Raw genomic sequence first — 23,757 nt, forward strand, 5'->3', positions numbered from 1 at the left:
CCATCAATCGCCCGTAATCTCCATCATCGAAGATACCAACGTTTCCTGGACCGTAACCCACCGGGTCCGTGACGAGGAGGCGGGGCCCGTGCGGCTGAGGCGTCAGTCGGGGGCGGAGGGCCGCGACCGGGCCGCACCCCCTGAGGTGGCGAGTCACGTGGAATTCACGCATCCGAAAATTGAAACCACAACTTTGGCGACGGGAAAGAGAGTCAGCCATTCACGGCAGATTGCCGAGGTCAGCCTCGAAGCAAGGGCTTGCAGGTTTACAGGACCGCATATCCACTCCAGGGCGAGAAGCGAGTATGTGATCGACGTCACGTGCCACGGAGATTGCGTGCTGCTAAGGTCGGTGAGCGCCGGGCCAAGTACTGCCTGTGGTTGGCCGGTTGACGCAACGGGGGACGGGCTTCAGCGAGGCTCGTCAAAAATGGAGTTCGCCGGGTTCGGGTCGAGTCTCCGCATTCGCGGCACGGGGGATGTTACGTGATTCAATTTTTCGTTCGACGGTTGTTGTAGGCAGCGCCGGCGTCCAGAGGTAGCGTCCGCAGGCGCACCTTCACGTCCTTCTCGCTGTTGCATTGCCGGCGATGACGACCGGGCCATGCCCACTCTCTTTCCACTGCGCTGCACCGCGCCCTTTACGCGTTGTGCTGCGCGTGATTCCCGATCGAACCCTTTCTCCACTGCCAGTATTTGTCGGACGGGGCCGCCCTGTCCTCTCAAGCATGGAACTGGAGCGGTCAATGACGAATTTAGGTGCACACCCGGTTTCCGTCGTTGCCTTGACAGAGGCTCTGGAGGACTGGCTGGGCGACCCCGAACTGGAGTCCAACTCCACATCCTTCGTTCGGGCTCTGGAGCTCGACGAGCGTGATGAATTACCAACTGCCGGCATCGATCAACTGCGTGCCTTCGGATTCAACCGGTATTTCGTTCCTGAGCGGCTGGGCGGGGATCTCCGGTCCACGGAGGAACTCCTGATGCTCACTCGTGCGATCGCGCGTCGGGACATGAATGTCGCGGTGAGCGAGAGCACGCAGGTGTGGATGATGCTCGCCTGGATCGGCGGCGATGCCGAGCAGCGGGCGAAGTACGCCGCCACGATGTTGCGTGGCGGGGTCGTCCCCTGCCTGGCGTACTCGGAGCCCGGGCACGGTGCCGACCTGGCCGCCAACGAGTTCGTGGCCACCCCGGACGGTGGGCAGTACGTCCTGTCCGGCAAGAAGTGGCCGATCAACCGGGGCCGGACATCGACCCACGTGGTGCTGCTCGGCACCACCGGGGACAATGACACGCCGGCCAAGCGCAAGCAGTCCATGTTCCTCGTGGATCGGTCGCAGGTCGTCTCGGGCGAGGTATCCGGGGTCCCCCGCGTTCCCACCTACGGCCTGCGCGGGTGCGACATCAGCGGAGTCGCCTTCGACAACGCCCGGGTGGATGCCTCGGCGCGACTCGGCGCCGAGGGGGAGGGGCTCGAACTGTCCCTGCGGGGCCTGCTGATCACCCGGACCCTCTGCACCGGACTGTCGCTCGGCACGGGCGACACCATGCTGCGGACGGTCGGCGGATTTCTCTCCCAACGAATCCTGTACGACGGCCCGGCGAGCGAAATCCCGTACGTCTCGGAATCTCTCGCGAATGCGTACCTGAGCATGTTGGTCGCGGAATGCGAGAGCCTGGTGGCCATGCGTGGGCTGCATCTGTACACCGAGGAATTCAGCATCTGGGGGAACCTGGCCAAGGTGCAGGTTGCCCGCCTTGTCGACTTCAACAGCAAGGTGCTTTCCCGCGCGCTGGGCGCGCGGTATTACCTGCGTGCCCCGGAGCACGCCGGCATCCTCCAGAAAATGCTCCGCGACAGTGCCGTCGTGTCGGTCTTCGACGGCAGTGAGCCGGTCTGCCTCGACAGCATTGCGCTTCAGCTGCCCGCCATGGCCAAGGCTCACCGCCAAGAGCGGGACGAGGATTGGCGCACGCTGTATGACCTGCGGGCCGAACTGCCTGCCTTCGAGCCGGCCCGGGTGAGCATGTTCGGCCGCGGCAGGGACGCGACGTTCGCGAGCCTGCCCGCGCTGATCCGCCTCCTCGCCGAGCTGTCGCCGACCGCCGGTTGCGCCGAGGACCGGCTCGCAACCCTGCGCGACCAGGCCGAACAGCTGCGACAGGAGCTCGACGCGGTATTCGAGAGGGTCCAGGAGGTACGCCGGTGGGCGGCGGCTCAGGAACCTCGCGAGTCGGCGACCACCAAGACCACCCCGCCCCGGTTGATGCGGCTCGCGGAGGAAGTGTGCGCCTTGCATGCCAAGGTCGCCGCGCTCGGTATGTGGCTGTTCAACCGGGACCACCTTGGTCAATTCTTCGCCGACGGCGAATGGCTGCAGGCCGCTCTGGCCCGCAAGCAGATCCATCAGTACGAGGTCGGCAACCTCGAGCCCTCGACCACCTGGAAGCTCTTCGCGCAGATGAATTCCCAGCGAAACAACAACGAATTCCTCTCCATTCGGACCGTGCGCCAAGCCGATCCCGGCGCACGCGAGGCGAAACCGGAAAACGAGTCGCCTGCCGCCTGAGCCGGACCAACCCTCTCCACATCGGACCACCGGAAAGGCTTCGAACTGATATGAGCACGAAGAACATGACGATCGACGATGTGAAAACAATCCTCACCGATGCGGTGGCGGCCGAAGCCGGAATCGACCCGGCCGAGTTGGCGACCGACCAGCCCTTCACCTCGTACGGACTCGATTCCATGGCGGCACTCTCCGTCGGAATGGAGATCGAGGACGCCTGCGGCCTTTCCGACCTGCCGGCGGACCTGCTGTGGGACCACCCGACGGTGGACACCTTGACCGAAGCGCTCTGGAAGCTGATGAACACCGAGCCCATGCCCGATGCCACGGATGGCCAGTGATGACGGAAGAGACGACAGAGACGACGGGGACATCCCCAGCCGCCCCGACTCTCGCGAACGCGCAACAGGCCGGACTCTGGTTCATCCACGAGACCGACCCGGGGTGCTCCGCCTATCACATCGTGTTCGGCGCGGAGGTCACCGCCGACACTGAGCTGGGAGCCAGGGTCAAAGACATCCTCGAAGACCTGATGCGCGAGCACGACGCCTTACGGATCTGCTTCCGCCCCGGCGAGGACGGGCCGACGCAGTGGGTCCAGGATTCCGTGCCGCTCGACCTACGGCACACCGACGCGCGGGACCTGGCTCCGGAGACGCTGCGGGACCGCATCAGGACCGACAGCCGGACGCCGTTCGACCTGTCCCGGCCGCCGCTGTGGCGCATACACCTGTATCGCACCGCGGAGCGCACCTGGGTGTTCACGGCCGTGATGCACCACATCGCGGCCGACTTCTGGTCGCTGGCACTGCTGCTCTCCGAGGTGCGCAGCCGCCTGGAGGGCACGCCGAGTCAGTTCACGCTCGACGGCAGTGCCTTCGCGGCCTATTCCGAGCAGCAGGACTCCTTTCTGACGACCGAGAAGGCCAAGGCGCTGCTCGGCCGCGAAGCGGAGCGACTGGCAGACGCGCCGCCCAACCTGGACCTGTACGGTGACCGGCCGCGGCCGCCGGCGCAGTCGTACGACGGTGGCTCGGCGCCTTTCGAACTCTCGGCCGCCGCGACCGAAGTGGTGCGGCAGTTGGCGCGCGAGACATCGGCGACGCCGTACATGGTGCTGCTTTCCGCCTACTTCGTGCTGCTGAGCCGGCTGAGCGGCCAGTCGGACATCCTGGTGGGCACCCCGACTTCCGGCCGCCTGCAACGCAAGTTCCGCAACGCCATCGGGAACTTCGTCAACACTGTGGTGGTACGGGGCGAGGTCGACGAGCAGGCCACATACCGTGAGTTGCTGTCGTCCGTCCGTGCGCGGGCCCTGGAGGCGATGCGGGCGCAGGAGCTCCCCTTCCCCTGGCTGGTGCGGGAACTGGCGCCGCCGCGCGACCCGAGCCGGACACCGCTGTACCAGGCCGGCTTCGCCTGGGACCGGCTGCCGTTCCTGACCGACATGGACGAGTTCTTCCTGCTGCGACCGGGCCCGGGCGCGGAGCTGAACATCGCCGGCGCCACCGTACGGCCGTACCCCCTGCCTCAGCAGGAGGGCCAGACGGATCTGTGGATCGAGATGGGCGCGGAGCAGGACGGCGCCTATGCGGGCGTCCTGCGCTACAACACCGACATCTTCCGGGCGGGCACGGCCCGTGAACTCGCCGCCACCTTCGTCGCCACAGTGGAGACCCTGGTCCACCACCCGGACGAGCCACTGCAAAACCTCGTCCGGGGCGACCAGCGACAGCTGGCCCGGCTTGCCGACTGGGGGTCCGGGCCCGAGCGCGAACTGCCTCCGGCCAGGCTGCCGGAGCTCTTCGGGGAGCAGGCCCGGCGGACGCCCGACGCGACAGCTCTCGTCGCCGACGGCCAGGAGTGGAGCTACGCACGGCTGTTGGCGGAGGCCGAGGAAGTCGCGAGCGCCCTGCGCGCTGCCGACGTCGCCGCGGGCGATCGCGTCGCGGTGATGGCGGAGCGTGGCGCACCGCTGGTGGCGGCCCTCCTCGGCGTCCTGGCGGCCGACGCCGCCTACGTACCGCTGGACCCCAACCTTCCCGTCGAGCGGCTGACCTACATGGCCGAGGACTCTCGGGCGCGGCTGCTGCTCAGCCAGGAGAGCCTACGCAAGAGCTGGTTGCCCGGCCTTCCCGTGCTGAACCTGAACGCCCTGAAGGAAGGCGTCTTGAGCGACGCACCGCGGGAGTCCGGGGACGGCCGGAGCGAGCAGCCTGCGGCGACCGGGCCCGCGGACCTGGCGTACATCCTCTACACCTCCGGCTCCACCGGGCGACCCAAGGGCGTGGCGATTCCTCACCGCGCCCTGGTGAACCTGCTGCTGTCGATGCGGGAGAACACCGGGTTCTCCTCCTCGGACAGCCTACTCGCGGTGACCACGATCTCGTTCGACATCGCGGGCCTGGAGCTGTTCATGCCTCTGGTGGCCGGCGGGCGCGTCATCGTGTGCGACAGCGAGACGGCCGCCGACGGCGCCGCCTTAGCGGCCCGGATCCAGGTCTCCGGCGCCACGTGGATGCAGGCGACCCCCACCTCGTGGCGCATGCTCCGCGACGCCGGCTGGGCGGGCGCCCCACGCCTGAACGTACTCTGCGGCGGCGAGGAACTGCCCCTCGAACTGGCCGAGTACCTCGCCGGGCGGGTGGCCGGCCTGCGCAATGTGTACGGGCCGACCGAGACGACCATCTGGTCCACCGAAGGTCCCGTAGAGCCTGCTTGCGGCATTGACATCGGCAAACCCCTGGCCAACACGCGGCTGTACGTGCTGGACCCGAGGGGACGCCAGGTCGAACCTGGCTTCCCCGGTGAGTTGTGGATCGGCGGCGACGGGCTGGCCATCGGGTACTGGGACCGGCCGGAGCTGACCGCGGAACGATTCGTCACGGGCCTCCCCGCCGCTCCGCAGCAGCGGCTGTACCGCACCGGAGACAGGGCACGGTGGACCAGCGACGGCCGCCTGCTGCACCACGGTCGCCTGGACAACCAGGTCAAGCTGCGCGGCTACCGCATCGAGCTCAGCGAGGTCGAGGCCGCCCTCCAGGCGGTGGACGGGGTGTCCGCGGCTGTCGTCGTCATCCGGGACGACCGGCTCGTCGGTTACCTGGTGGCGGAGCCCGGGGTCGAGTTGAGGCCCGCAGAGGTCAAGTCGGAGGTGGCCGTGTTCCTTCCGCAGTACATGGTGCCGAGCATCATGGTCGTGCTGGACGAGCTGCCGCTCACGGCCAACAAGAAGATCGACCGCAACCGGCTGCCGGTGCCCACCGTCACCTCGGACGCCACCTTCGAAAAGCCCCGCGACGCCACGGAGATCACGCTGGCGCGGATGTGGACCGAGATCCTGGGCATCCCCGAGATCGGCATCCACGACAACTTCTTCGACGTGGGCGGTCACTCCCTGCTCGCCGTCCGGCTCAGCGCGGCCATCCGCAAGGAGTGGGACGTGGAGATCCCGATCTCCGAGATGCTGAGGCACGGCACCATCGCCGAACTGGCCACCATCGTGCGTCGCGGCGGTCAGGAAAGCCCACGCGTCCCCATCGTCACGCTGCGCGAAGGGGAACCGGACCGGCGGCCGCTGTTCCTGTTCCACCCCTTCGGTGGCACCGTCTTCTGCTACCTCGAGCTGACGCGCCACCTCCCCACGGGCAGGCCGGTTCTGGCGGTGGAGGCCCCCGGCATCGAGAACGAGGGCGAGGCCGAGGTGAGCGTGGAGGGGATGGCCGCGCGCTACATCGAATACCTCAAGCAGATCCAGTCGTCCGGCCCGTACGCCCTCGGCGGATGGTGCTTCGGCGGCGTGATCGCCTACGAGGCGGCCGGGCAGCTGCGCGAGGCCGGCGAAGAGGTCGAGCTTCTCGTCGGCATCGACAGCCGCGCCCCGATCGAGGAGAACATCCCGGAGACCGCGGACGACTCGACGATCCTCTCGTGGTTCGCGCGGGACCTCGCGGTGCCCTACGGAAAGACCCTCGACATCCCCGCGGATGAACTGCGGGCACTCGGCGGTGACGCCGCGTTCGACCACATCCTGGAACGGGCCGCCGCCATCGGCGTCCTGGCCCAGGACGCGGACCGCGCACAGATCCTTCGCTACTTCGAGGCGTACCTCGCCAACGGCATCGCCCTGCAGACGTACCTCCCCGAACCGAACGAGCTCGACCTGCTGCTGCTGCGCGCGGTGGACGAGCCGACCGACTACGGGCCGCGGCTCGGCTGGGAAACGCTGATCAAGGGATCTCTGCAGGTCGTCGACGTCTCCGGTGATCACAACTCGGTGATGTACCCGCCGCACGCCGCTGTCGCCGCCGAGGCGATCGCACCGCACATGGGAGAGGGCAGCAACGATGATCAAGGCTGAGCACACGTTCGACCTGCCGGTCCCGCCGAAGGAGGCGTTCGCACTGCTGTCGGACCCGGCCCGGGACCCCGACTGGCAGTCGGCCTGCGTGGAGACGCGGTTGCTGGACGGGCCTGCGCGAGCGGGCGGCCGCTATGAGATCACCTTCCAGCTGATCGGCAAGCGGATGACCTTCACCGTCGAGATCACCGAATTCGATCCGGGCCACCGCTCGCGGTTCCAGGTACTGGAGGGACCGTTCCACTACCTCGGCACCTACGACTACACCGAGCACGAGGACGGGACCACCGGCGTGCACTGGACCTTCGACGTGGAGCCCGGGGACTTCTTCGGCATCATGCCGAAGTCCCTGGTGAAGAAGCTGCTCGTCAGCCAGGTGAAGAAGGACTCGGGAAAGCTGGCCGCAACCCTCGGGCAGACGGCGCGGCCCCGGCCCTGAGGGGCCATACGCGTGTGCTGTGTTTGTTGCCGTCCCGTTCGCCGGAGGCAGGACAGCCTCCGGCCGGCGGGGTGCACACCGACCCTCGTCGACCAACAGGCACGACCCTGGCCGTCGAGGTGCTCATCGGTGCCCCGACACGGGCCGGGTGCACGCACCACCTCACCTCCGTGGCAACCCGACACCTCTCGTGCCGCGGCCGACCACATCAGTGTCCTGGAATGGAGAAGTCATGTCAGGAGAAAACCGTCGGGAACAGACCACGCCGTATGCCGGCCGCACCAGGGAGAGCGCTGCGGGTCCGGAACGGACGAGGGTCGTCGTCACAGGCCTCGGGGAGACCACCGCGCTCGGCGGTGATGTCGCCAGTACATGGGAGGCCATGCTGGCCGGTGAGAACGGCATACACCGGCTGGACGACGAGCCCTGGGCGAAAGACCTGCCGCCCTTGCTCGGCGGGCGGGTGCGAGTCGAGCCCGGCCCCGCCCTCGAACACCAGCAGCGTCGGCGGCTCAGCCGGTCCGCCCAACTGGCCGTGACGGCCGCAGCGGAGGCGTGGCATGACGCGGGCCTGGACGACGCCTCGGTCCACCCGGCGAAGGTGGCCGTGGTCGTCTCAGCCGCACTGGGCGACATGAACGCCATCATCAATGGTTGGGAGGCACTGAAAAACCGGGGTTGGAACCGAATACCCCCGCTGACGGTGGCCATGTCCATGGGCAACGGCTCCGGAGCCGCCGTCAGCTTGCTCGTGAACGCGCGCGCTGGTGTGAACGCCACGGTGAATGCCTGCTCGTCCGGGACTCAGGCCCTGGCGACGGCGGCCGAGCTGATCCGCCGCGGAGAGGCGGACGTCGTGGTGGCGGGTGGCGCGGAGGCGCCTTTGCACCCCCTCGTCCTCGGGTCGTTCTCGGCGATGCGGGCGCTGTCGCAGCGAGTGGACGAGCCGGCGTCCGCGTCCCGCCCGTACGATACGGACCGCGACGGAATGGTGCTGGGCGAGGGCGCAGGCATCCTCGTCCTCGAGTCCGAACGGCACGCGCGGGAACGCGGTGCCCGGATCTACGCCGAGCTCGCCGGAGTCGGGATCTCCTCCGACGCCTTCCACATGGTGCAGCCGGAGCCGAACGGTGCCGGAACCGCCATGGCCCTGCGGGCCTCGCTCGACGACGCCGCTGTCTCGCCTGCGGACGTAGCGCACTTCAACGCCAACGGCACGGCGACCGTTCCCGGTGACGCGGCCGAGGCACGCGCGATACAGCAAGTGTTCGGGCATGCCTCCCAGGGACCGGCGGTCTCCGCCAACAAGTCGATGCTCGGTCACAGCCTCGGTGCGGCCGGCGCGATCGAGTCGATCACCACGATCCTCGCCCTCCACCACGGGATGGTGCCGCCCACCCGGAACTTCACCAAACCGGATCAGGACCTCTCGGTCGACGTAGTGCACGGCACTCCACTGAAGCTGGAGAGCGAGCAGGTCATCGCGGTGAAGAACTCCGCCGGATTCGGCGGCCACAACGTGGCCCTGACCTTTCGCGGGGCCCCCGCGCCCGTCGACTGACCGGTGCTCCTGCTCGCTTCGGGCCCTTGTTCACAGAGATCCGTGCAGTGGGTCACCGATGCCGCCCACGTCACATTCGGTATGAGGAAAGGGAATTGACATGCCACTCACCCGGGGGGCATCCGCGTACGTCGCTACGCGCAAGTCCGGGCAGCGCGAGTCGGGGCACCGCCACGCCTCGCTGATCGTCGTGGGCAAGGACCGGCCAGGCATCGTCGCGGCCGTTGGCTCGGTTCTCAGCGACCATGGTGCGAACATCGTTTCCCTCGACCAGTACTCGGACAACCCGCAGGGCGGCGCGTTCTTCCAGCGCACCGTCTTCGGCCTCGACGACCTGCAGGCGGCCCTGCCGTCCATCGAGCAGGACCTGGCCGAGAAGACGGCCGGGGACTTCGACCTCGAGTTCACGCTCCGGGACCAGTCCGTACCCAAACGGGTGGCGATCTTCGCCTCGAAGTCCGACCACTGCCTGCTCGACCTGCTGTGGCGTCATCGCCGGGGCCAACTCCCCGTCTTCATCTCGATGGTGATCTCCAATCACCCCGACACGGCCCGCGAGGTCCGCTCCTTCGGCATCCCCTTCTTCCACGTCCCGTCCATGGGCTCGGACAAGTCCGCCGCCGAGACCGAGCACCTGCGTCTGCTGAAGGGCAACGTCGACTGCATCGTGCTGGCCCGCTACATGCAGATCCTGTCGGGGAGCTTCATCAAGCAGGTCGGCGTGCCGATCATCAACATCCATCACTCCTTTCTGCCCGCGTTCATCGGAGCCGGTCCCTACGCCAAGGCCAAGGAGCGTGGCGTCAAGCTCATCGGCGCCACCGCGCACTACGTCACCGAGGAGCTGGACGAGGGCCCCATCATCGAGCAGGACGTGGTCCGCGTCAGCCATGCGGACACTGCCGCCGAACTCCAGCGGCGCGGCGCGGACGTGGAACGGGCGGTGCTCTCCCGCGCGGTGCTGTGGCACAGCGAGGACCGCGTGATCCGCCACGGAAACCACACCATCGTCTTCGCCTGACAGGCCCACGAACACGACCTTGCATACGCCTCGCGCCCATCGGGGCAGGAGCCCCACCCCACCAGCGATCCGCAGGCCTGCCCCGTCGGCCCGCCTCCACCTATTTCTGGACCTGGAGTGATTCTTGTGAATGCGATCGACCGCACCGTTGTCGTCACCGGTGTCGGGGCCACCACACCGCTGGGCGGCGACGCCGCCTCCACCTGGGAGGGGATGTTGGCCGGCCGCTCCGGGGTCCGGCGCCTCGCGCATGAGTGGGCCGATCAGGTCGAGGTGCGCATCGCCGCCGAGGCCGCGGTGGAACCGGCCGACGTTCTGTCCGATCCGCCGTCCCCCGTACTCGATCGCACGGCCCAGTTCGCTCTCCTCGCGGCACGCGAGGCATGGGCCGATGCCGGGTTCAAGGGCCCGGCGGGCGCGGGTGCCGACGTCGACACGGACCGGCTCGGAGTGGTGATCGCCTCCGGCATCGGCGGGGTGTCGTCGCTGCTCACCCAATACGAGATGTTCAAGCAGCTGGGCCCCGCCGGGGTGTCTCCGCACACCGTTCCCATGATGCTGCCCAGCAGTCCCTCGGTCGCCGTCAGCCTGGATGTCAATGCGCGCGCCGGTGTGCACACGCCCGTCAGCGCCTGCGCCTCGGGTGCCGAAGCGGTCGGCTTCGCGCTGGAGATGATCCGCACGGGCCGCGCCGATGTCGTCGTCGCGGGCGGCACCGAGGCTGCCATCTGCTCACTGAACCTGGCGGCCTTCGGCAACATGATGGCCATGTCCAAGCGCAACGACGACCCGACTGCGGCCTCGCGCCCCTACGACGTCGATCGCGACGGATTCGTCATGGGCGAGGGCGCCGGTGTGGTCGTCCTCGAAGCCGCCGAGCACGCCGCCCGGCGCGGTGCGCGGGTCTACGCCGAGGTCGTCGGGCAGGGCCTTTCCGCCGACGGCCACCACATCACTCAGCCCGAGCCGACGGGTCGCGGCATCGCGGCCGCGCTGACGCACCTGTTGGACGCCACGGGCCTGAAGCCCTCGGAAGTCGTCCACGCGAACGCGCACGCCACCTCGACTCCGATGGGCGACTTAGCCGAACTCCGTGCGATGCGCAAGGTGTTCGGTGACGACATCGATCACATCGCGGTGTCCGCCACCAAGTCCATGACGGGCCATCTGATGGGGGGGAGCCGGCGGTGTCGAGACCGTTGCCGTCGTCCTCGCCCTACGGGACCGCCTGGCCCCGGGGACCATCAACCTCGACAACCTCGACCCCGACGCGGATGCCGACATCGTCCGCGGCCAGCCACGACCCTTGCCCGAGGGAGACATCGTCGCGCTGAACAACTCCTTCGGCTTCGGCGGCCACAACGTGGTGCTGGCGTTCCGTTCCGTGTGACGGGCGGCGCCGCGCGTGCCGCGGACGCCGACCGGGCCGATCGCCGGAGCACCGCCGGCGATCGGCCCTGTGCGGCTTCCCACGACTGGCCGCCGCTCTCCGCGTGGCCGCGGCCCTGCCAGGGCCGAGGCCCAGACAGCGGCCCGCTGCAGCCCCCGCCCGGGCGCAGAGTCCCCGGAGAAGTCCCACACGTGCCGCCGCACCCACTGCTTTCTCCCGCTGCGTGCCTCGCAGGCCCGGGCTCTGTCGACGGCGCGGCTCGCGTGTCTGCGGGCCGGTATGCGCTGTTGCCCTGACATTTTCCCGGCCGGGACGGTCGGTTGGTGCGTGCCGGGGCGTGTGCCTGCCGGTGGTCCCGTCCCCTCGTGCCTGAGGGGGTCGCGGTTGCTGTACGGCTGTGCCTGCAGGGGCGAGCTCGCTGCGTGGAGTGGTCGCGACGTTTCGTCCAATCGCGGCTGAGGAAACGACGTTCCGTCTACTTCATGATTGAACGTTGGAGCCCTACAGTCGTCCCCCACCCGCAGCCTCGATCCGCTGTGCGGGCGATCCGTGCCGCTCTCTCCCTGAGGATATCCGTCATGACTGCACCCACGCCGGTGGACGCCGGCAACCCGCTGAGCGATGACGCCAGATTGGAAAGTCTCGGCTACAAACCCCAACTCAGCCGTGTGCTAGGGCTCTTCGCCAATTTCTCCGTGGCCTTTACCTACCTGTCGCCCATGGTGGGGATCTACTCCCTGTTCGTACTCGGCGTCGGCACGGGCGGCCCGGCGTATGTGTGGCTGACCTGGCTGCCGGTGGCCGGGATGCTCCTGGTCGCCCTGGTCTTCGGCGAATTGGCCAGCCACTATCCGGTCGCCGGGGCCCTGTACCAGTACGGCAAGTTCTCCGTCGGCTCCCGCTATGGCTGGTTCGTAGGCTGGTTCTACGGCATAGCCCTGCTCATCACCGTGGCCTCGGTGGACACCGGCGTGGTCAGCTACGCCGTGGCGTTGGGCCACAACTGGTTCGGCTGGACCTTCGATCCCGCCTCCCACATGGTGATTCTGGTGGTCACCGTGGTCCTGCTGGCCATCCAGACCGCGCTCAACGTGACTGGCGCGCGGGTGATGGGGCGGGTGGCCCAATTCGGTGTGTATGTGGAGCTGATCGGCACGGTCGGTATCGCGATAGTGCTGGCCGTGCACGGCTTCCACCACGGTCTGGGCTTTTTGTTCTCCACTGAGAACGTGCAGCATGCCGCAGCCAATCCGCTGGGGCTGGACTTCCACGGCAACTGGTTGACCGGCGCTGCCCTCATCTCCGTGCTCGCCCCGGTTTACATCTTCTACGGCTTCGAGTCGGCCGGGGACATCTCCGAGGAGACCGCGGACGCTGGGCGGCAGGTCCCGCGTTCGATGCGGCTGTCTTTGATGTGGGGCGGGGTTGCGTCCTTTGTCTTGGTCGCCGCCTTGCTGCTGGCGATGCCCGCGAGCAATCCGGTCACGGCGACGGTCAAGGGCGGCGGCGTCCCCTTCGTCCTGGGCCAGCTGCCCAGCTGGCTGCAGGACGTACTGTTGCTGTTGATCGTCTTTGCGTTCTTCTCCTGCGGCAGTTCGGTGCAGGGCGCGGGCAGCCGCCTGATGTTCTCCTACGCGCGCGACGGCGCGCTCCCCCGTTCGGCCTGGGTCTCCAAGGTCCACTCCCGCTTCCGTACGCCGGTCAACGCGCTACTCGCCGGTGCGGTGGTGACCGCGCTGTTCGTGCTGCTGGAGTTCGCCTCGCCGAGCCACGACATCAAGCTCGGCTTCATCACCTACCCGGCGAACACCAACGTTCTGGTCTCTCTGGTGTCCTTCGGGGTGAGCGGCATCTACCTGTCCTTCCTGCTCACCGTCGTCGGTGCGATCGTGGCGCGGAAACGCGGCTGGGTTCCCGAGGGCCGGTTCCGTCTCGGCCGCTGGGGCTGGCCGGTGACCGTGCTGGCCACCTTGTACCTGGTGGCGATGCTGGTCAACGTGGTGGCGCCGACAGGGCTGACCAGCCCGCGCGGATACTTCAACCTCGACTGGATCACGCTGCTGGTGATGGCCGCGGTGGCGGTCGTCGGCGGGATCTGCTTCCTCCTCGGCCACCCCGACCGACACGTCCGCGAGCATCTCGACGGTGCACAGCGCAAACTGTGAGCCATACTCCACAGCAAGCGCCTCACGCCCCTTTTCAGTGATGGTCCGGAAAAGCCCTGGCCTGTGCAGCCAATCCGCACACCCGGTCCGCCACTTCACATCCTCACACGGTCGGGTGGCCGCACCACGTCAACAGGACACGGCCACCCGACCCTGACCGTATACGCGCGACCGAATGCCAAACCTGAGGGGGTCCGTTGTGGGTGCTTTGGCGACCCGTCGTGTACGGCCCTGGCTCCCACGATGGGCGTCGAACGTCGACGTGCATGCCACCGTGCCCGGTCCCACCACACCATCGTGATCATCAACGGTTCCCTGCACAGCCAGGAAACCGGAAGAGCTAACGACCGCGCCGTTGTTGACGGAAGCATGAGTGAGCAGGGTGCGGGCGGACCGGCTGGACGTCACACGGTCGATGCGACCGTCAGCCCGCCGCCAGGGGCTCAACGACCAATGGAGTGGTGACGTGCAGCGGGCGGAACAGCCAGCCCGACTCGTTTATTTCGCCCTGGGCCCTGGGGGCGTCTGTTGTGCGCGCGGGCGCAGTGCTGTATGCCATTGTGCGCCTCCGCGCTGCACCCTGTCCGGTAGACCGTCAGCTCGGTGGGGGAGCATCTGCTCAAGCAACCGCGTTATTACTAGAGGGGCGTTGTGCGTTCCACCCACAGAGCCGCTTCCTCGGTACTGCTCGCCTGCCTCGTTCTGGTCAGCTGCTCATCCATCACCTCCATCAGCGGCACGACCTCGTCCGGGAAGGCGAGTCCGGCGGCAGGATCATCAGGTTCGGCAGCCGCAGGAGGTACCTCCGATCGGCAAATCCCCGTCGGTCCCGGGCCGCAGAAGACGTTCACCGTGCAACAGCAGCCCCCGGCGGGCAGTTGCCACTACCGCACGGAGAAGGGCGAGCCGCTGGAGGACCCGGCGTGTACCCCCGGTTCGGCCGCCATGCTGACGAGCCGGGCCCGCCCCAGCTGCAGGCTGATCAGGTGGTCATATTCCGCGTCGCCCATGCGGCCGGTGTAGCCGTAGCAGGCGCGTCCGGGACAGGTCGTAGAGGAACCGGCGCGGTTCGCCGCATGGATTGCCGTGGGCATCGAGGCGCCAGGCTCCTGCACGTCCAGGCCACGGAAGGGGTTTCGGCTCCCCGACGTCAACACCAAGTCCAACTGCTCGCACGACAGATGTACGGCAGAGCCGGCTTCCCCTCCTCCGCCACCGCATCCGTCTCGGATGACACCAGGCCGTGTTACCACCTGAAGTGAGGCAGGGCCGATCGATGTGCAGCTCCTCGCACGGGAGTTACTGACATCTACAGGGCCGGCCTCTGCCGTCTCGGCGCGGTCACACAGATGAGGCCAAGTTACCTCGGGGCTTCCGTGAGTTGCTGCCAACCCGGAGCGTAGTTGCCGTGCAGAACCAGGGAGGCGGCGCCCACGGCGCCGACTGTGTCTCCGATGAGGCTGGGTTCGATTCTGACGCGGCGGACGACGCGCGCTATGGACGCGCCATTGACCGCGGCGTCGATCTCCTCGGACAGGATGGGTTCGATTCCCTTGACGGCTTCGCCGCCGAGGATAATGCGGCCGACGTCGAGCAGGTTGACGGCGCTGCGGGAGGCTTGGCCGATCCGCCGAGCGGCCTGGCGCACGGTGTCGGTGGCGGCCGGGTCGCCCTGCCGGACGGCTTGTCGGAGCAGTGTCCAGTCGCTGTGCAGGGACTCGGGGGTGGCGGTGAGTCCGAGGCGGGACACCGTTTGTTCTCCATGGCGTTGGGACAGGTCGGCGAGGATGGCGGCGGGGGAGCAGTAGGTCTCCAGGCAGCCTGTGCCGCCGCAGCTGCAGCTGCGACCTCCGGGTTCGACGACGATATGGCCAAATTCTCCCGCATTGCCCGATTCGCCGTGCAGGATGGCGCTGTCCAGGCTGACGCCACCGCCGATGCCGGTGCCGATGTAGATGAACAGGAAGCTGCCGGAGCGTTCGGCGCCCCCAATCCAGCGCTCACCTATGGCCGCGGCGGTGGCGTCCTTGTCCATGGCGACCGGCATGCCTGTCGCCTCCCCGAACATTTTTGCGAGCGGGACCTGACCCCAGCCGAGGAAGTTGGGTGGATCCACGATGGCGCCCCGGGCGCCGTCAATCGGGCCGGGGGTGGCGATGCCTGCCCCGAGGACCCGGGCCGGATCCACCGCGGCGTCCCTGACCAGGCGTTTCACGGTACGTGCGACCTGTTCGACGAGATCGGCGGGGTCGACCGGCCCGAAGAGCCGAATGCGACGGCTGCGCACCACTTCGCCGGCCAGATTCACCAGAGCGACCACGACGAAGTCCGGGTCGAGATGCACGCCCACGGCGTAGGCGCCGCACGCGCGCATCGACAGCAGGGTCCTGCGCTTGCCGCCGTCGGAGTAGGAGTGGCCCGACTCTTCGACCAGACCTTCGTTGAGGAGTCGGCGGACGACGTTGGAGATGGTCTGGGCTGTCAGTCCCGTGAGCGGGACGAGTTCGACGCGGCTGATCGGCCCGCGTGCGCGGATCGCGTCCAGGACCACCGTCTGGTTGTACCCCCCGACCCGCGGCAGGTTCGTCCCCCCTGGAATCACTCGTCGTCTCCTCTGTCTGGGTCTGTCTGGGGTGACAGGTGCCGCCGGCCTGTCGGGTATGGGTTCGTGTGGCAAGGCTGGTCAGGGCCGGTGCGGAAGCGGTAAGTGGTGCAGGCGGAAGCAGGCCGTGATCGCCGACCGGCGGTGGGCGCACGTTTTGCATCCAGGGCCAAGCGGACCGTAGCTCATCGGGGTGTCGGCCGCCAGGCATCCATCCCGGTGCACCGCTCAGGGCTTGCATACAAGTATTCAATTCAACCCCAGGTGTTGACTCCATCAATCCATTGGATTTAGCTAGCCGACACCCGCCCGGCCCCGACGGCCCCCGGCGGCCGGCGTGCGCCCGAGAGTCGTCCGTGCACGCGTTCGACGCTGTTTCCCACCCGCATCCCACTCCTTTCGGAGGATTGCAGTGCGTTCTAGGCTTCTCACCGGCGCGGCCCTCGCCGCCGCCACAGCCCTGGCCATTACGGGTTGCAGTACCTCCGGTGGCAGCAATTCCAAGACGATCAAGGTCGTCTACAAGCAGAACCCGAACAACGGCAACAAGGTCCAGGCGAACTACCTGGGCCCGATGGTCAAGGCGTTCGAGAAGGCCAACCCGGGCACCCACGTCCAGCTGGTGCCCGTCACGGCCTCCGACAGCGACTACTTCACCAAGATCGACCTGCTGATGAAGTCCCCGGCCACGGCGCCCGACCTGGTCTACGAGGACACCGCGGTCATCAATTCCGACATCGCTGCCGGCCTGCTCAAGCCGCTGGACCCCTATGTCTCCACGTGGTCCGACTGGGCGCAGTTCGAGGACGTCTCCAAGGGCTCGGTCAAGGGCTTCTCGGACGGCAAGACCTACGGGGTGCCGGACGGCACCGACACCCGTGGGATCTGGTACAACAAGCAGATCTTCGCCAAGGCTGGCATATCGGTCCCGTGGCAGCCCAAGACCTGGGACGACGTGCTGGCCGCCGCGAAGCAGGTCAAGGCCAAGGTCCCCGGCGTCGCCCCGCTGAACCTCTACAGCAGCGTCGCCAGCGGCGAGGCGTCCTCCATGCAGGGCATGGAGATGCTCCTGTACGGCACGCCCGCCGCCAAGAACTCCCAGTACGACTGGACCAAGAAGAAGTGGGTGACGGGCAGCCAGGGCTTCAAGGATGCCCTCGACTTCGTCCACAGCGTCTACGGCGGAGGCCTCGGTCCCTCGCTCCAGCAGGCGCTCGGTGCCAACTTCAGCGACACCGTCGCCACCCAGCTGCTGCCCCAGGGCAAGCTCGCGATGGACATCGACGGCTCATGGATGCCGAACAACTGGCTGCCGTCCGGCGGCGCGCCGTGGAAGGAGTGGAGCTCGGTGCTGGGTGTGGCGCCGATGCCGACCCAGCACGGCCAGGGCAGTGGCAAGATCAGCATGTCTGGCGGCTTCGCCTGGTCCATTCCCGCCAAGGCCAAGAACCCCGACCTGGCCTTCAAGTTCCTCAAGTCCATCCAGACGGAGTCCGCCGCGGCCAAGTGGGACGTCGTGAACGCCCAGATCCCGGTGCGCAAGGACGTGGCCGCGGACCCGACCTTCATCAAGGGCCTGCCGAGCAACAAGTTCTTCACCGACCTGGTGCCCGACACCTTCTACCGGCCCAGCCTGCCCGCGTACAACCAGGTCTCCACGGCCACCCAGAAGGCCATGGAGTCCGTGGCCAGCGGCCAGGGCTCGGTCGACAAGGCGGCCTCGTCGTACGACAGTGAGGTCGCGGCCGCGGTCGGAGGCGACAGCACGGTCAAGGGTTCGTGATGAGTGCGGCAACCCAGGCCCCCGGCCGTCGTCCCAGGACGACGGCCGGGCAGGCCCCGCCCTTCGTGCAGAACCTGCTGCGCGGGATACCGGTCCTTCCCTCGGTCGTCCTGCTGCTGGTCTTCATGGCGGGACCCATCGCCTACTGCATCTACTACGCGTTCACGAACCTCCAGCTCACGGGCGCCTCGTCCAGCCAATTCGTGGGCCTGGACAACTTCAGCCGCGCCTTCGCGGATCCCGACTTCATCAACTCGGTCGTCCTGACCGTGGTGTTCACCGTCGGATCCGCCGTCATCGGGCAGAACACGCTGGGACTTGCCCTGGCCGTCCTGATGGAGAAGGCCTCCAAGCCGGTCAAAGCGGTGACGAACACGGTCGTCATCGCCGCCTGGGTCCTGCCCGAGGTGGTCTCCGGCTACCTGATGTACGCGTTCTTCTACGACCAGGGCACCCTCGATGCCATCCTCTCGGGTCTGCACCTGCCGCAGCAGGACTGGCTCGTCAACCTGCCGATCCTGGCCGTGTGCCTCGCCAACGTCTGGCGGGGGACGGCGTTCTCGATGATGGTGTACACCGCCGCTCTCAACGACGTCCCGCGGGAGCTGGTCGAGGCCGCCGAGATGGACGGCGCGGGCCCCTGGCAGCGGCTGCGGCTGGTCACCCTGCCGGTCATCCGCCGCACCATCACGACCAACCTGATGCTGATCACGCTCCAGACCCTCTCGGTCTTCGGGCTGATCTACACCATGACCCGTGGCGGACCGGGCAACAAGAGCGAGACGTTGCCGATCTTCATGTACCGGCAGGCGTTCCAGAACAGCCTCATCGGTTACGGAACGGCCATCGCGCTCGTCCTGCTGGTCGTCGGTGCGCTGTTCTCCGCCATCTACGTCCGGATTCTCAAGCTGGAGGACTCCTGATGGCCCTCACCGACGCCCCCGGCACCGCCTCCGCGACGCAGGCGGCCGGCACGGGAAAGACGCCCGTCAGGATCCTGCCCGCCTCCAGCCGCGCACGGCGCTCCCGTCTCGGCCGCATCGCCGCCAACACCGTGCTGCTCGCCATCTCCCTGGTGTACGTCCTGCCGCTGCTGTGGATGGTGCTGGCATCGGTGAACGAGCACGCCACCTTCCAGCTCTCACTGCCCTCGCCGTTCACGCTCTCCAACTTCGACGCGGTGCTGAACGTGGACACCACGTTCCGGCCCATGCTCAACAGCCTTCTGCTGTGCGGCGGGGGCACCCTGCTGTGCGTGGTGTGCTCGATCCTGGCCGCCTATCCGCTGTCGCGCTACCGGTCGCGGATGCGGCGGCCGTTCCTCTACACGATCCTGTTTTCCACCGGGTTGCCGATCACGGCGGTCATGATCCCCGTGTACAGCATGTTCGTGCAGGTGAACCTCATCGACTCGATCCCGGCCACCACGCTGTTCCTGGCGGCGTCGGCGCTTCCGTTCGGCATCTGGCTGATGAAGAGCTTCATGGACGGGGTGCCGATCGTCCTGGAGGAGGCCGCCCGGATCGACGGGGCCAACACCATGCAGGTGCTGTGGCGCGTGGTGCTGCCGCTGATGTGGCCGGGCGTCACCGTGGTGACGATCTTCACCTTCATCGGGATGTGGGGCAACTTCTTCGTCCCCTTCGCACTGCTGCTGTCCCCCGAGAAGCTCCCGGCGTCGATCAGCGTCTTCACCTTCCTCAGTTCCCACTCCTCGAGCCAGTACGGGCAGTTGTCCGCCTTCTCGATCCTCTACTGCATTCCCGTCGTGATGCTCTACCTGCTGCTCGCCCGCAAGCTCGGCGGTGGATTCGCACTCGGCGGAGCCCTCAAGGGCTGACGATCCTCACCAGGAACGGAGCACGACCTTGCACGACGAGCGCGAAGTCACAGAGCGGCGCATCGACCGGGTGCTGAACCAGCGCATGCGGCCCGCCGTCCACGCCCGGTCCCTCCCGCTCGACGTCGGAGTGTGGGACGTACCCGGCGAACCCGTCCCGGTCGAAACCGGTCTGGCGGCGACCTACCGGCCCACGCGGATCGGTGAGCCGTGGGGACCCGCCTGGGCCACTCGATGGTTCAAGGTCAGCGGCACCGTCCCCGAGGAGTGGGCCGGACGAACCGTCGAGGCGATCCTGGACCTCGGCTTCGACACCATCTCGCCGGGAATGTCCGCCGAAGGGCTCATCTACCGGCCGGACGGCAGCGCGGTCAAGGCACTCAACCCTCGCAACACGCACGTGCCGATCGCCGCGCCCGCGGCCGGTGGCGAGACGTTCACGTACTTCATCGAGGCCGCCGCCAACCCGCTCATCCTGCCACCCTGGGGCAACGAGTTCCTCCCCACGCGGGCCGGAGACCGGGCGGCTTGGCTCCTCGACGAGAACGCCCCGACCGGTGAACCCCAGTACGTGCTCAGCCGGATGGACCTCGTCGTCTTCGACGAGGAGGTGTGGGAGCTCGTGCAGGACATCGAGGTCCTGTCCCAGCTGATGCGTGAGCTGCCGCTGGAGTCCCCGCGGCGCTGGCAGATCCTCAAGACCCTCGACCGCGCGATGGATGCCGTCGACCTGCAGGACATCAGCGGCAGCGCCACCGCCGCCCGCCGGGTTCTGACCCCGGCTCTGGCCGCACCCGCGCACGCCAGTGCGCACCGCGTCTCGGCGATCGGACACGCCCACATCGACACCGCGTGGCTGTGGCCCCTGCGCGAGACCGTCCGCAAGGTCGCCCGTACGGTCTCCAACGTCACGGCGCTGATGGACGACCACCCGGAATTCCGCTTCGTGATGTCCCAGGCCCAGCAACTGGCCTGGCTGAAGGAGTCCCGCCCCGAGGTGTATGCCCGAGCGGTGGAGAAGGCCAAAACGGGGCAGTTCCTGCCCACCGGCAGCCTGTGGGTGGAGCCCGACACCAACATCACCGGCGGTGAGTCGCTCGCCCGCCAGTTCGTGCACGCCAAGCGCTTCTACCTCGACGAGTTCGGCGTCGAGACCGAGGAGATGTGGCTGCCCGACACCTTCGGCTACAACGCGGCGCTGCCGCAGTTGATGAAGCTCGCGGGTGTCCGCTGGTTCCTCACCCAGAAGATCTCCTGGAACACCAACAACAAGTTCCCGCACCACACCTTCTGGTGGGAGGGCATCGACGGCACGCGCATCTTCAGCCACTTCCCGTCCGTCGACACGTACAACAGCGAACTGTCCGGTGCGGAAATCGCCCACACCGTCCGCAACTTCCAGGACAAGGGTGCCGCGAACCGCTCCATGATCCCCTTCGGCTACGGGGACGGCGGTGGCGGCCCCACCCGGGAGATGCTGGCGCGTGCCGCCCGGCTCGCCGACCTGGAGGGCTCTGCCCGGATCGCCATCGAGAAGCCGGCCGACTTCTTCGCCCAGGCCCATGCCGAATACCCCGACGCGCCGGTCTGGGTCGGCGAGCTCTACCTGGAATTCCATCGAGGCACCCTGACGAGCCAGCTCGGCACCAAGCAGGGCAACCGGCGCAGTGAGCATCTGCTGCGCGAGGCAGAGCTGTGGGCCGCCACCGCCGCGGTGCGCAGTGGGGCACCGTACCCGTACGAGGCCCTGGACCGGCTGTGGAAGATCGTGCTGACGCACCAGTTCCACGACATCCTGCCGGGCTCCTCCATCGCCTGGGTCCACCAGGAGGCTGAGCAGACCTACGCCGAGGTCACCGAAGAGCTGAACGGGCTGATCGACACGGCCCAGCGCGCCCTGGCCGGGCCCGCCTCCGACGACAGCGTGGTGGTGTTCAACGGCGCACCGCACGCCCGCGGCGGCATCGCCGCGTTCGCAGCCGCGCCCCGCAAGGCCGCCGCGGACACCGACGCGGTCGCTCCCTCGGCAGGCGAGGACGCCGGCTTCGTCCTGGACAACGGCCTGGTGCGCATCGCGATCGACGCCCGCGGCCTGGTGACCTCCGCCTACGACCTCGCCGCCGAACGGGAGGCCCTCGCACCCGGGAGCGTCGCGAACCTGCTCCAGTTGCACCAGGACTTCCCCAACCAGTACGACGCCTGGGACATCGAAGCCTTCTACCGCAACTCGGTGCGCGACCTGACCGACGCCGACGAGGTGTACAGCACCGGCTCGGCCGTGCACGTCGTACGGACCTTCGGAGCCTCACGCATCGAGCAGCGGCTCAGCCTGCGCGCCGGTGCCCGCCGCCTGGACATCGACACGCGCATCGACTGGCACGAGACGGAGAAGCTGCTCAAGGCCGCCTTCCCACTCGATGTGCGCGCCGACCACTCCAGCGCCGAGATCCCCTTCGGCCATATCCAGCGGCCCACGCACACCAACACCAGCTGGGACGCGGCCAAGTTCGAGATCTGCGCCCACCGCTTCCTGCACGTCGGTGAACGCGGCTGGGGAGCGGCCCTGGTCAACGATTCGACGTACGGCCATGACGTGACCCGCGACATGCGTGCCGACGGCGGGACCACCACCACCGTCCGGCTGTCGCTGGTGCGTGCGGCGCGCTTCCCCGACCCCGAGGCCGACCAGGGCAGCCACCGGCTGCGGTACGCGTTCGTCATCGGCTCGGACATCGCCGACGCGGTGCGCGAGGGCTACCACCTCAACCTGCCCGAGCGGACCCTCCCCGGCACCGCACAGGTCGCTCCGCTCGTCTCCGTGGACAACGAGGCGGTCGTGATCGAGGCGGTCAAGCTCGCCGACGACCTCTCCGGCGATGTCGTCGTCCGACTCTACGAAGCCCACGGCGGCCGTGCCCGGGCACGACTGGTCACCGGGTTCGAGCTGGAATCGGCGGTCTCCACGGACCTGCTGGAACGCCCGCTGGACGAACCCGGAGCCTACGAAGTCACGGGCGAGGGGATCCAGTTGGCGCTGCGTCCGTTCCAGATCGTCACCTTGCGGCTGAGCGTACGAGGATTGCGGTGAAGCCCACCCTGGTAGCCGGGATCGACATCGGCGGCACCAAGATCGCGGCAGGGATCACCGACATGGCGGGCACCGTTCTCTTCGGTGCCCGCCGCCCGACCCCGGCCGGTGAGGACGCCGCCGTCGTGATGGCCGCTCTGGGCGAGGTGATCGGTGAACTCGCCGCCCGCCCGGAATGGGCGGCGGTCCGGACCGTCGGCATCGGCAGCGCCGGACCGCTCGATGCCTCGCGGGGCACGGTGAGTCCCATCAACATTCCCGCCTGGCGTGACTTCCCGCTGGTCGACGGCGTGCGGGCGCTCGTCGGCGAGCGTCCGGTCCGTCTCGTCGGGGACGGTGCGGCGATGGCCGCGGGCGAGCACTGGCGCGGTGCCGCAGCCGGGGCCCAGGACGCGGTCTGCCTCGTGGTCTCCACAGGTGTCGGCGGCGGCCTGATCCTCGGCGGCTCCCTGTGTGCCGGGCCCACCGGCAACGCGGGTCACCTGGGCCACATCATCGCCGAGCCCGACGGCGAGCCGTGCTCCTGCGGAGCCAGGGGGTGTGTGGAGACGGCGGCCGCGGGGCCGGCGATCCTGGCCTGGGCGTTGCGTCGCGGCTGGCGCCCCCATGATCCGGGGGCTGCGACCACGGCGGCGGTTGCCGAAGCCGCAGGTGCGGGTGACCCCGTCGCCCTCGCGGCCTTCGACCGCGCCGCCAGAGCCGTTGCGGTCGCCGTCGGTGCCGTTGCCAACCTTACCGAGGCCCGGCTCGCCGTCATCGGCGGTGGTGTGGCGCACGCCGGTGACGTCCTGTTCCGCCCGCTCCGCTCGCACATCGACAGGGTCACGCGTCTCAGCTTCGTCCGTGGCGTCACCGTCCGCCCGGCAGCTCTGGGCGAGCAGGCCGGCATTATAGGTGCTGCAGCCCTGGCCCGCGATCTTTAGGGAGACCAGAGC

At 68.1% G+C, this 23,757-nt stretch carries 14 protein-coding genes and 1 pseudogene; 13 read left to right on the plus strand and 2 right to left on the minus strand.

The annotated features are described in order from the left end of the window. Window positions 1–728: 728 nt before the first annotated feature. From ACWDA7_RS26015 to ACWDA7_RS26050, 8 genes and pseudogenes are all read left to right on the plus strand, one after another. On the plus strand, window positions 729–2,573 hold the full coding sequence (locus tag ACWDA7_RS26015) for an acyl-CoA dehydrogenase family protein (protein ID WP_450606707.1): 1,845 nt from the start codon (window positions 729–731) through the stop codon (window positions 2,571–2,573). A 50-nt stretch (window positions 2,574–2,623) separates the two neighbouring features. After that, entirely contained in the window at window positions 2,624–2,914 is a 291-nt protein-coding gene (locus tag ACWDA7_RS26020) for an acyl carrier protein (RefSeq protein ID WP_450606709.1), read from the plus strand. Beyond that, window positions 2,914–6,933: a non-ribosomal peptide synthetase gene (locus tag ACWDA7_RS26025; RefSeq protein ID WP_450606711.1), complete on the plus strand. Its 4,020-nt coding sequence runs from the start codon at window positions 2,914–2,916 to the stop codon at window positions 6,931–6,933. Before ACWDA7_RS26020 ends, ACWDA7_RS26025 begins: the two co-directional genes overlap by 1 nt. Next, entirely contained in the window at window positions 6,920–7,372 is a 453-nt protein-coding gene (locus ACWDA7_RS26030) for an SRPBCC family protein (RefSeq protein ID WP_450606713.1), read from the plus strand. Before ACWDA7_RS26025 ends, ACWDA7_RS26030 begins: the two co-directional genes overlap by 14 nt. A 232-nt stretch (window positions 7,373–7,604) precedes the next feature. Continuing rightward, window positions 7,605–8,933: a beta-ketoacyl-[acyl-carrier-protein] synthase family protein gene (locus ACWDA7_RS26035; protein WP_450606715.1), complete on the plus strand. Its 1,329-nt coding sequence runs from the start codon at window positions 7,605–7,607 to the stop codon at window positions 8,931–8,933. 100 nt (window positions 8,934–9,033) lie between these two features. Continuing rightward, on the plus strand, window positions 9,034–9,954 hold the full coding sequence (purU, locus tag ACWDA7_RS26040; protein ID WP_450606717.1) for a formyltetrahydrofolate deformylase: 921 nt from the start codon (window positions 9,034–9,036) through the stop codon (window positions 9,952–9,954). Window positions 9,955–10,080: 126 nt separating this feature from the next. Then, window positions 10,081–11,344 (plus strand): annotated as a pseudogene (locus ACWDA7_RS26045) (beta-ketoacyl-[acyl-carrier-protein] synthase family protein). A 578-nt stretch (window positions 11,345–11,922) separates the two neighbouring features. Next, the gene (locus tag ACWDA7_RS26050; RefSeq protein ID WP_450606719.1) at window positions 11,923–13,509 is read left to right on the plus strand and encodes an APC family permease; all 1,587 of its coding nucleotides are present in this window, start codon (window positions 11,923–11,925) and stop codon (window positions 13,507–13,509) included. A gap of 884 nt (window positions 13,510–14,393) precedes the next feature. Here ACWDA7_RS26050 and ACWDA7_RS26055 read toward each other — a convergent pair. Next, entirely contained in the window at window positions 14,394–14,603 is a 210-nt protein-coding gene (locus tag ACWDA7_RS26055) for a hypothetical protein (RefSeq protein ID WP_450606721.1), read from the minus strand. Between the two features lie 266 nt (window positions 14,604–14,869). After that, window positions 14,870–16,111, minus strand: a complete 1,242-nt coding sequence (locus ACWDA7_RS26060) for an ROK family protein (protein ID WP_450606722.1) — start codon at window positions 16,109–16,111, stop codon at window positions 14,870–14,872. A gap of 412 nt (window positions 16,112–16,523) precedes the next feature. Between ACWDA7_RS26060 and ACWDA7_RS26065 the strand changes: the two genes are divergently transcribed. From ACWDA7_RS26065 to ACWDA7_RS26085, 5 genes are read left to right on the plus strand one after another with little or no spacing between them, the layout of a single operon-like run. Beyond that, window positions 16,524–17,894: an extracellular solute-binding protein gene (locus tag ACWDA7_RS26065; RefSeq protein ID WP_450606724.1), complete on the plus strand. Its 1,371-nt coding sequence runs from the start codon at window positions 16,524–16,526 to the stop codon at window positions 17,892–17,894. Further along, window positions 17,894–18,817 carry a carbohydrate ABC transporter permease gene (locus ACWDA7_RS26070; RefSeq protein ID WP_450606726.1) on the plus strand — a complete coding sequence of 308 codons (924 nt, stop codon included), beginning with the start codon at window positions 17,894–17,896 and terminating at the stop codon, window positions 18,815–18,817. Before ACWDA7_RS26065 ends, ACWDA7_RS26070 begins: the two co-directional genes overlap by 1 nt. Continuing rightward, window positions 18,817–19,734 (plus strand): carbohydrate ABC transporter permease, encoded by a 918-nt coding sequence (locus tag ACWDA7_RS26075; protein WP_450606728.1) that lies wholly within the window; start codon window positions 18,817–18,819, stop codon window positions 19,732–19,734. The genes ACWDA7_RS26070 and ACWDA7_RS26075 overlap by 1 nt, the downstream gene beginning before the upstream one ends. 28 nt (window positions 19,735–19,762) lie before the next feature. After that, the gene (locus tag ACWDA7_RS26080; RefSeq protein WP_450606730.1) at window positions 19,763–22,822 is read left to right on the plus strand and encodes an alpha-mannosidase; all 3,060 of its coding nucleotides are present in this window, start codon (window positions 19,763–19,765) and stop codon (window positions 22,820–22,822) included. Next, the gene (locus tag ACWDA7_RS26085; RefSeq protein ID WP_450606732.1) at window positions 22,819–23,745 is read left to right on the plus strand and encodes an ROK family protein; all 927 of its coding nucleotides are present in this window, start codon (window positions 22,819–22,821) and stop codon (window positions 23,743–23,745) included. The genes ACWDA7_RS26080 and ACWDA7_RS26085 overlap by 4 nt, the downstream gene beginning before the upstream one ends. The last annotated feature ends 12 nt before the right edge of the window (window positions 23,746–23,757 follow it).

Source organism: Streptomyces sp. NPDC001156, from assembly GCF_053598275.1.

Bases quoted from the DNA above. Each gene is read 5' to 3' on its own strand.
- ACWDA7_RS26025 (WP_450606711.1), top strand. From the start codon at position 2,914: ATGACGGAAGAGACGACAGAGACGACGGGGACATCCCCAGCCGCCCCG.
- ACWDA7_RS26050 (WP_450606719.1), top strand. From the start codon at position 11,923: ATGACTGCACCCACGCCGGTGGACGCCGGCAACCCGCTGAGCGATGAC.
- ACWDA7_RS26020 (WP_450606709.1), top strand. From the start codon at position 2,624: ATGAGCACGAAGAACATGACGATCGACGATGTGAAAACAATCCTCACC.
- purU (WP_450606717.1), top strand. From the start codon at position 9,034: ATGCCACTCACCCGGGGGGCATCCGCGTACGTCGCTACGCGCAAGTCC.
- ACWDA7_RS26075 (WP_450606728.1), top strand. From the start codon at position 18,817: ATGGCCCTCACCGACGCCCCCGGCACCGCCTCCGCGACGCAGGCGGCC.
- ACWDA7_RS26055 (WP_450606721.1), bottom strand. From the start codon at position 14,603: ATGCCCACGGCAATCCATGCGGCGAACCGCGCCGGTTCCTCTACGACC.
- ACWDA7_RS26015 (WP_450606707.1), top strand. From the start codon at position 729: ATGGAACTGGAGCGGTCAATGACGAATTTAGGTGCACACCCGGTTTCC.
- ACWDA7_RS26030 (WP_450606713.1), top strand. From the start codon at position 6,920: ATGATCAAGGCTGAGCACACGTTCGACCTGCCGGTCCCGCCGAAGGAG.
- ACWDA7_RS26035 (WP_450606715.1), top strand. From the start codon at position 7,605: ATGTCAGGAGAAAACCGTCGGGAACAGACCACGCCGTATGCCGGCCGC.
- ACWDA7_RS26070 (WP_450606726.1), top strand. From the start codon at position 17,894: ATGAGTGCGGCAACCCAGGCCCCCGGCCGTCGTCCCAGGACGACGGCC.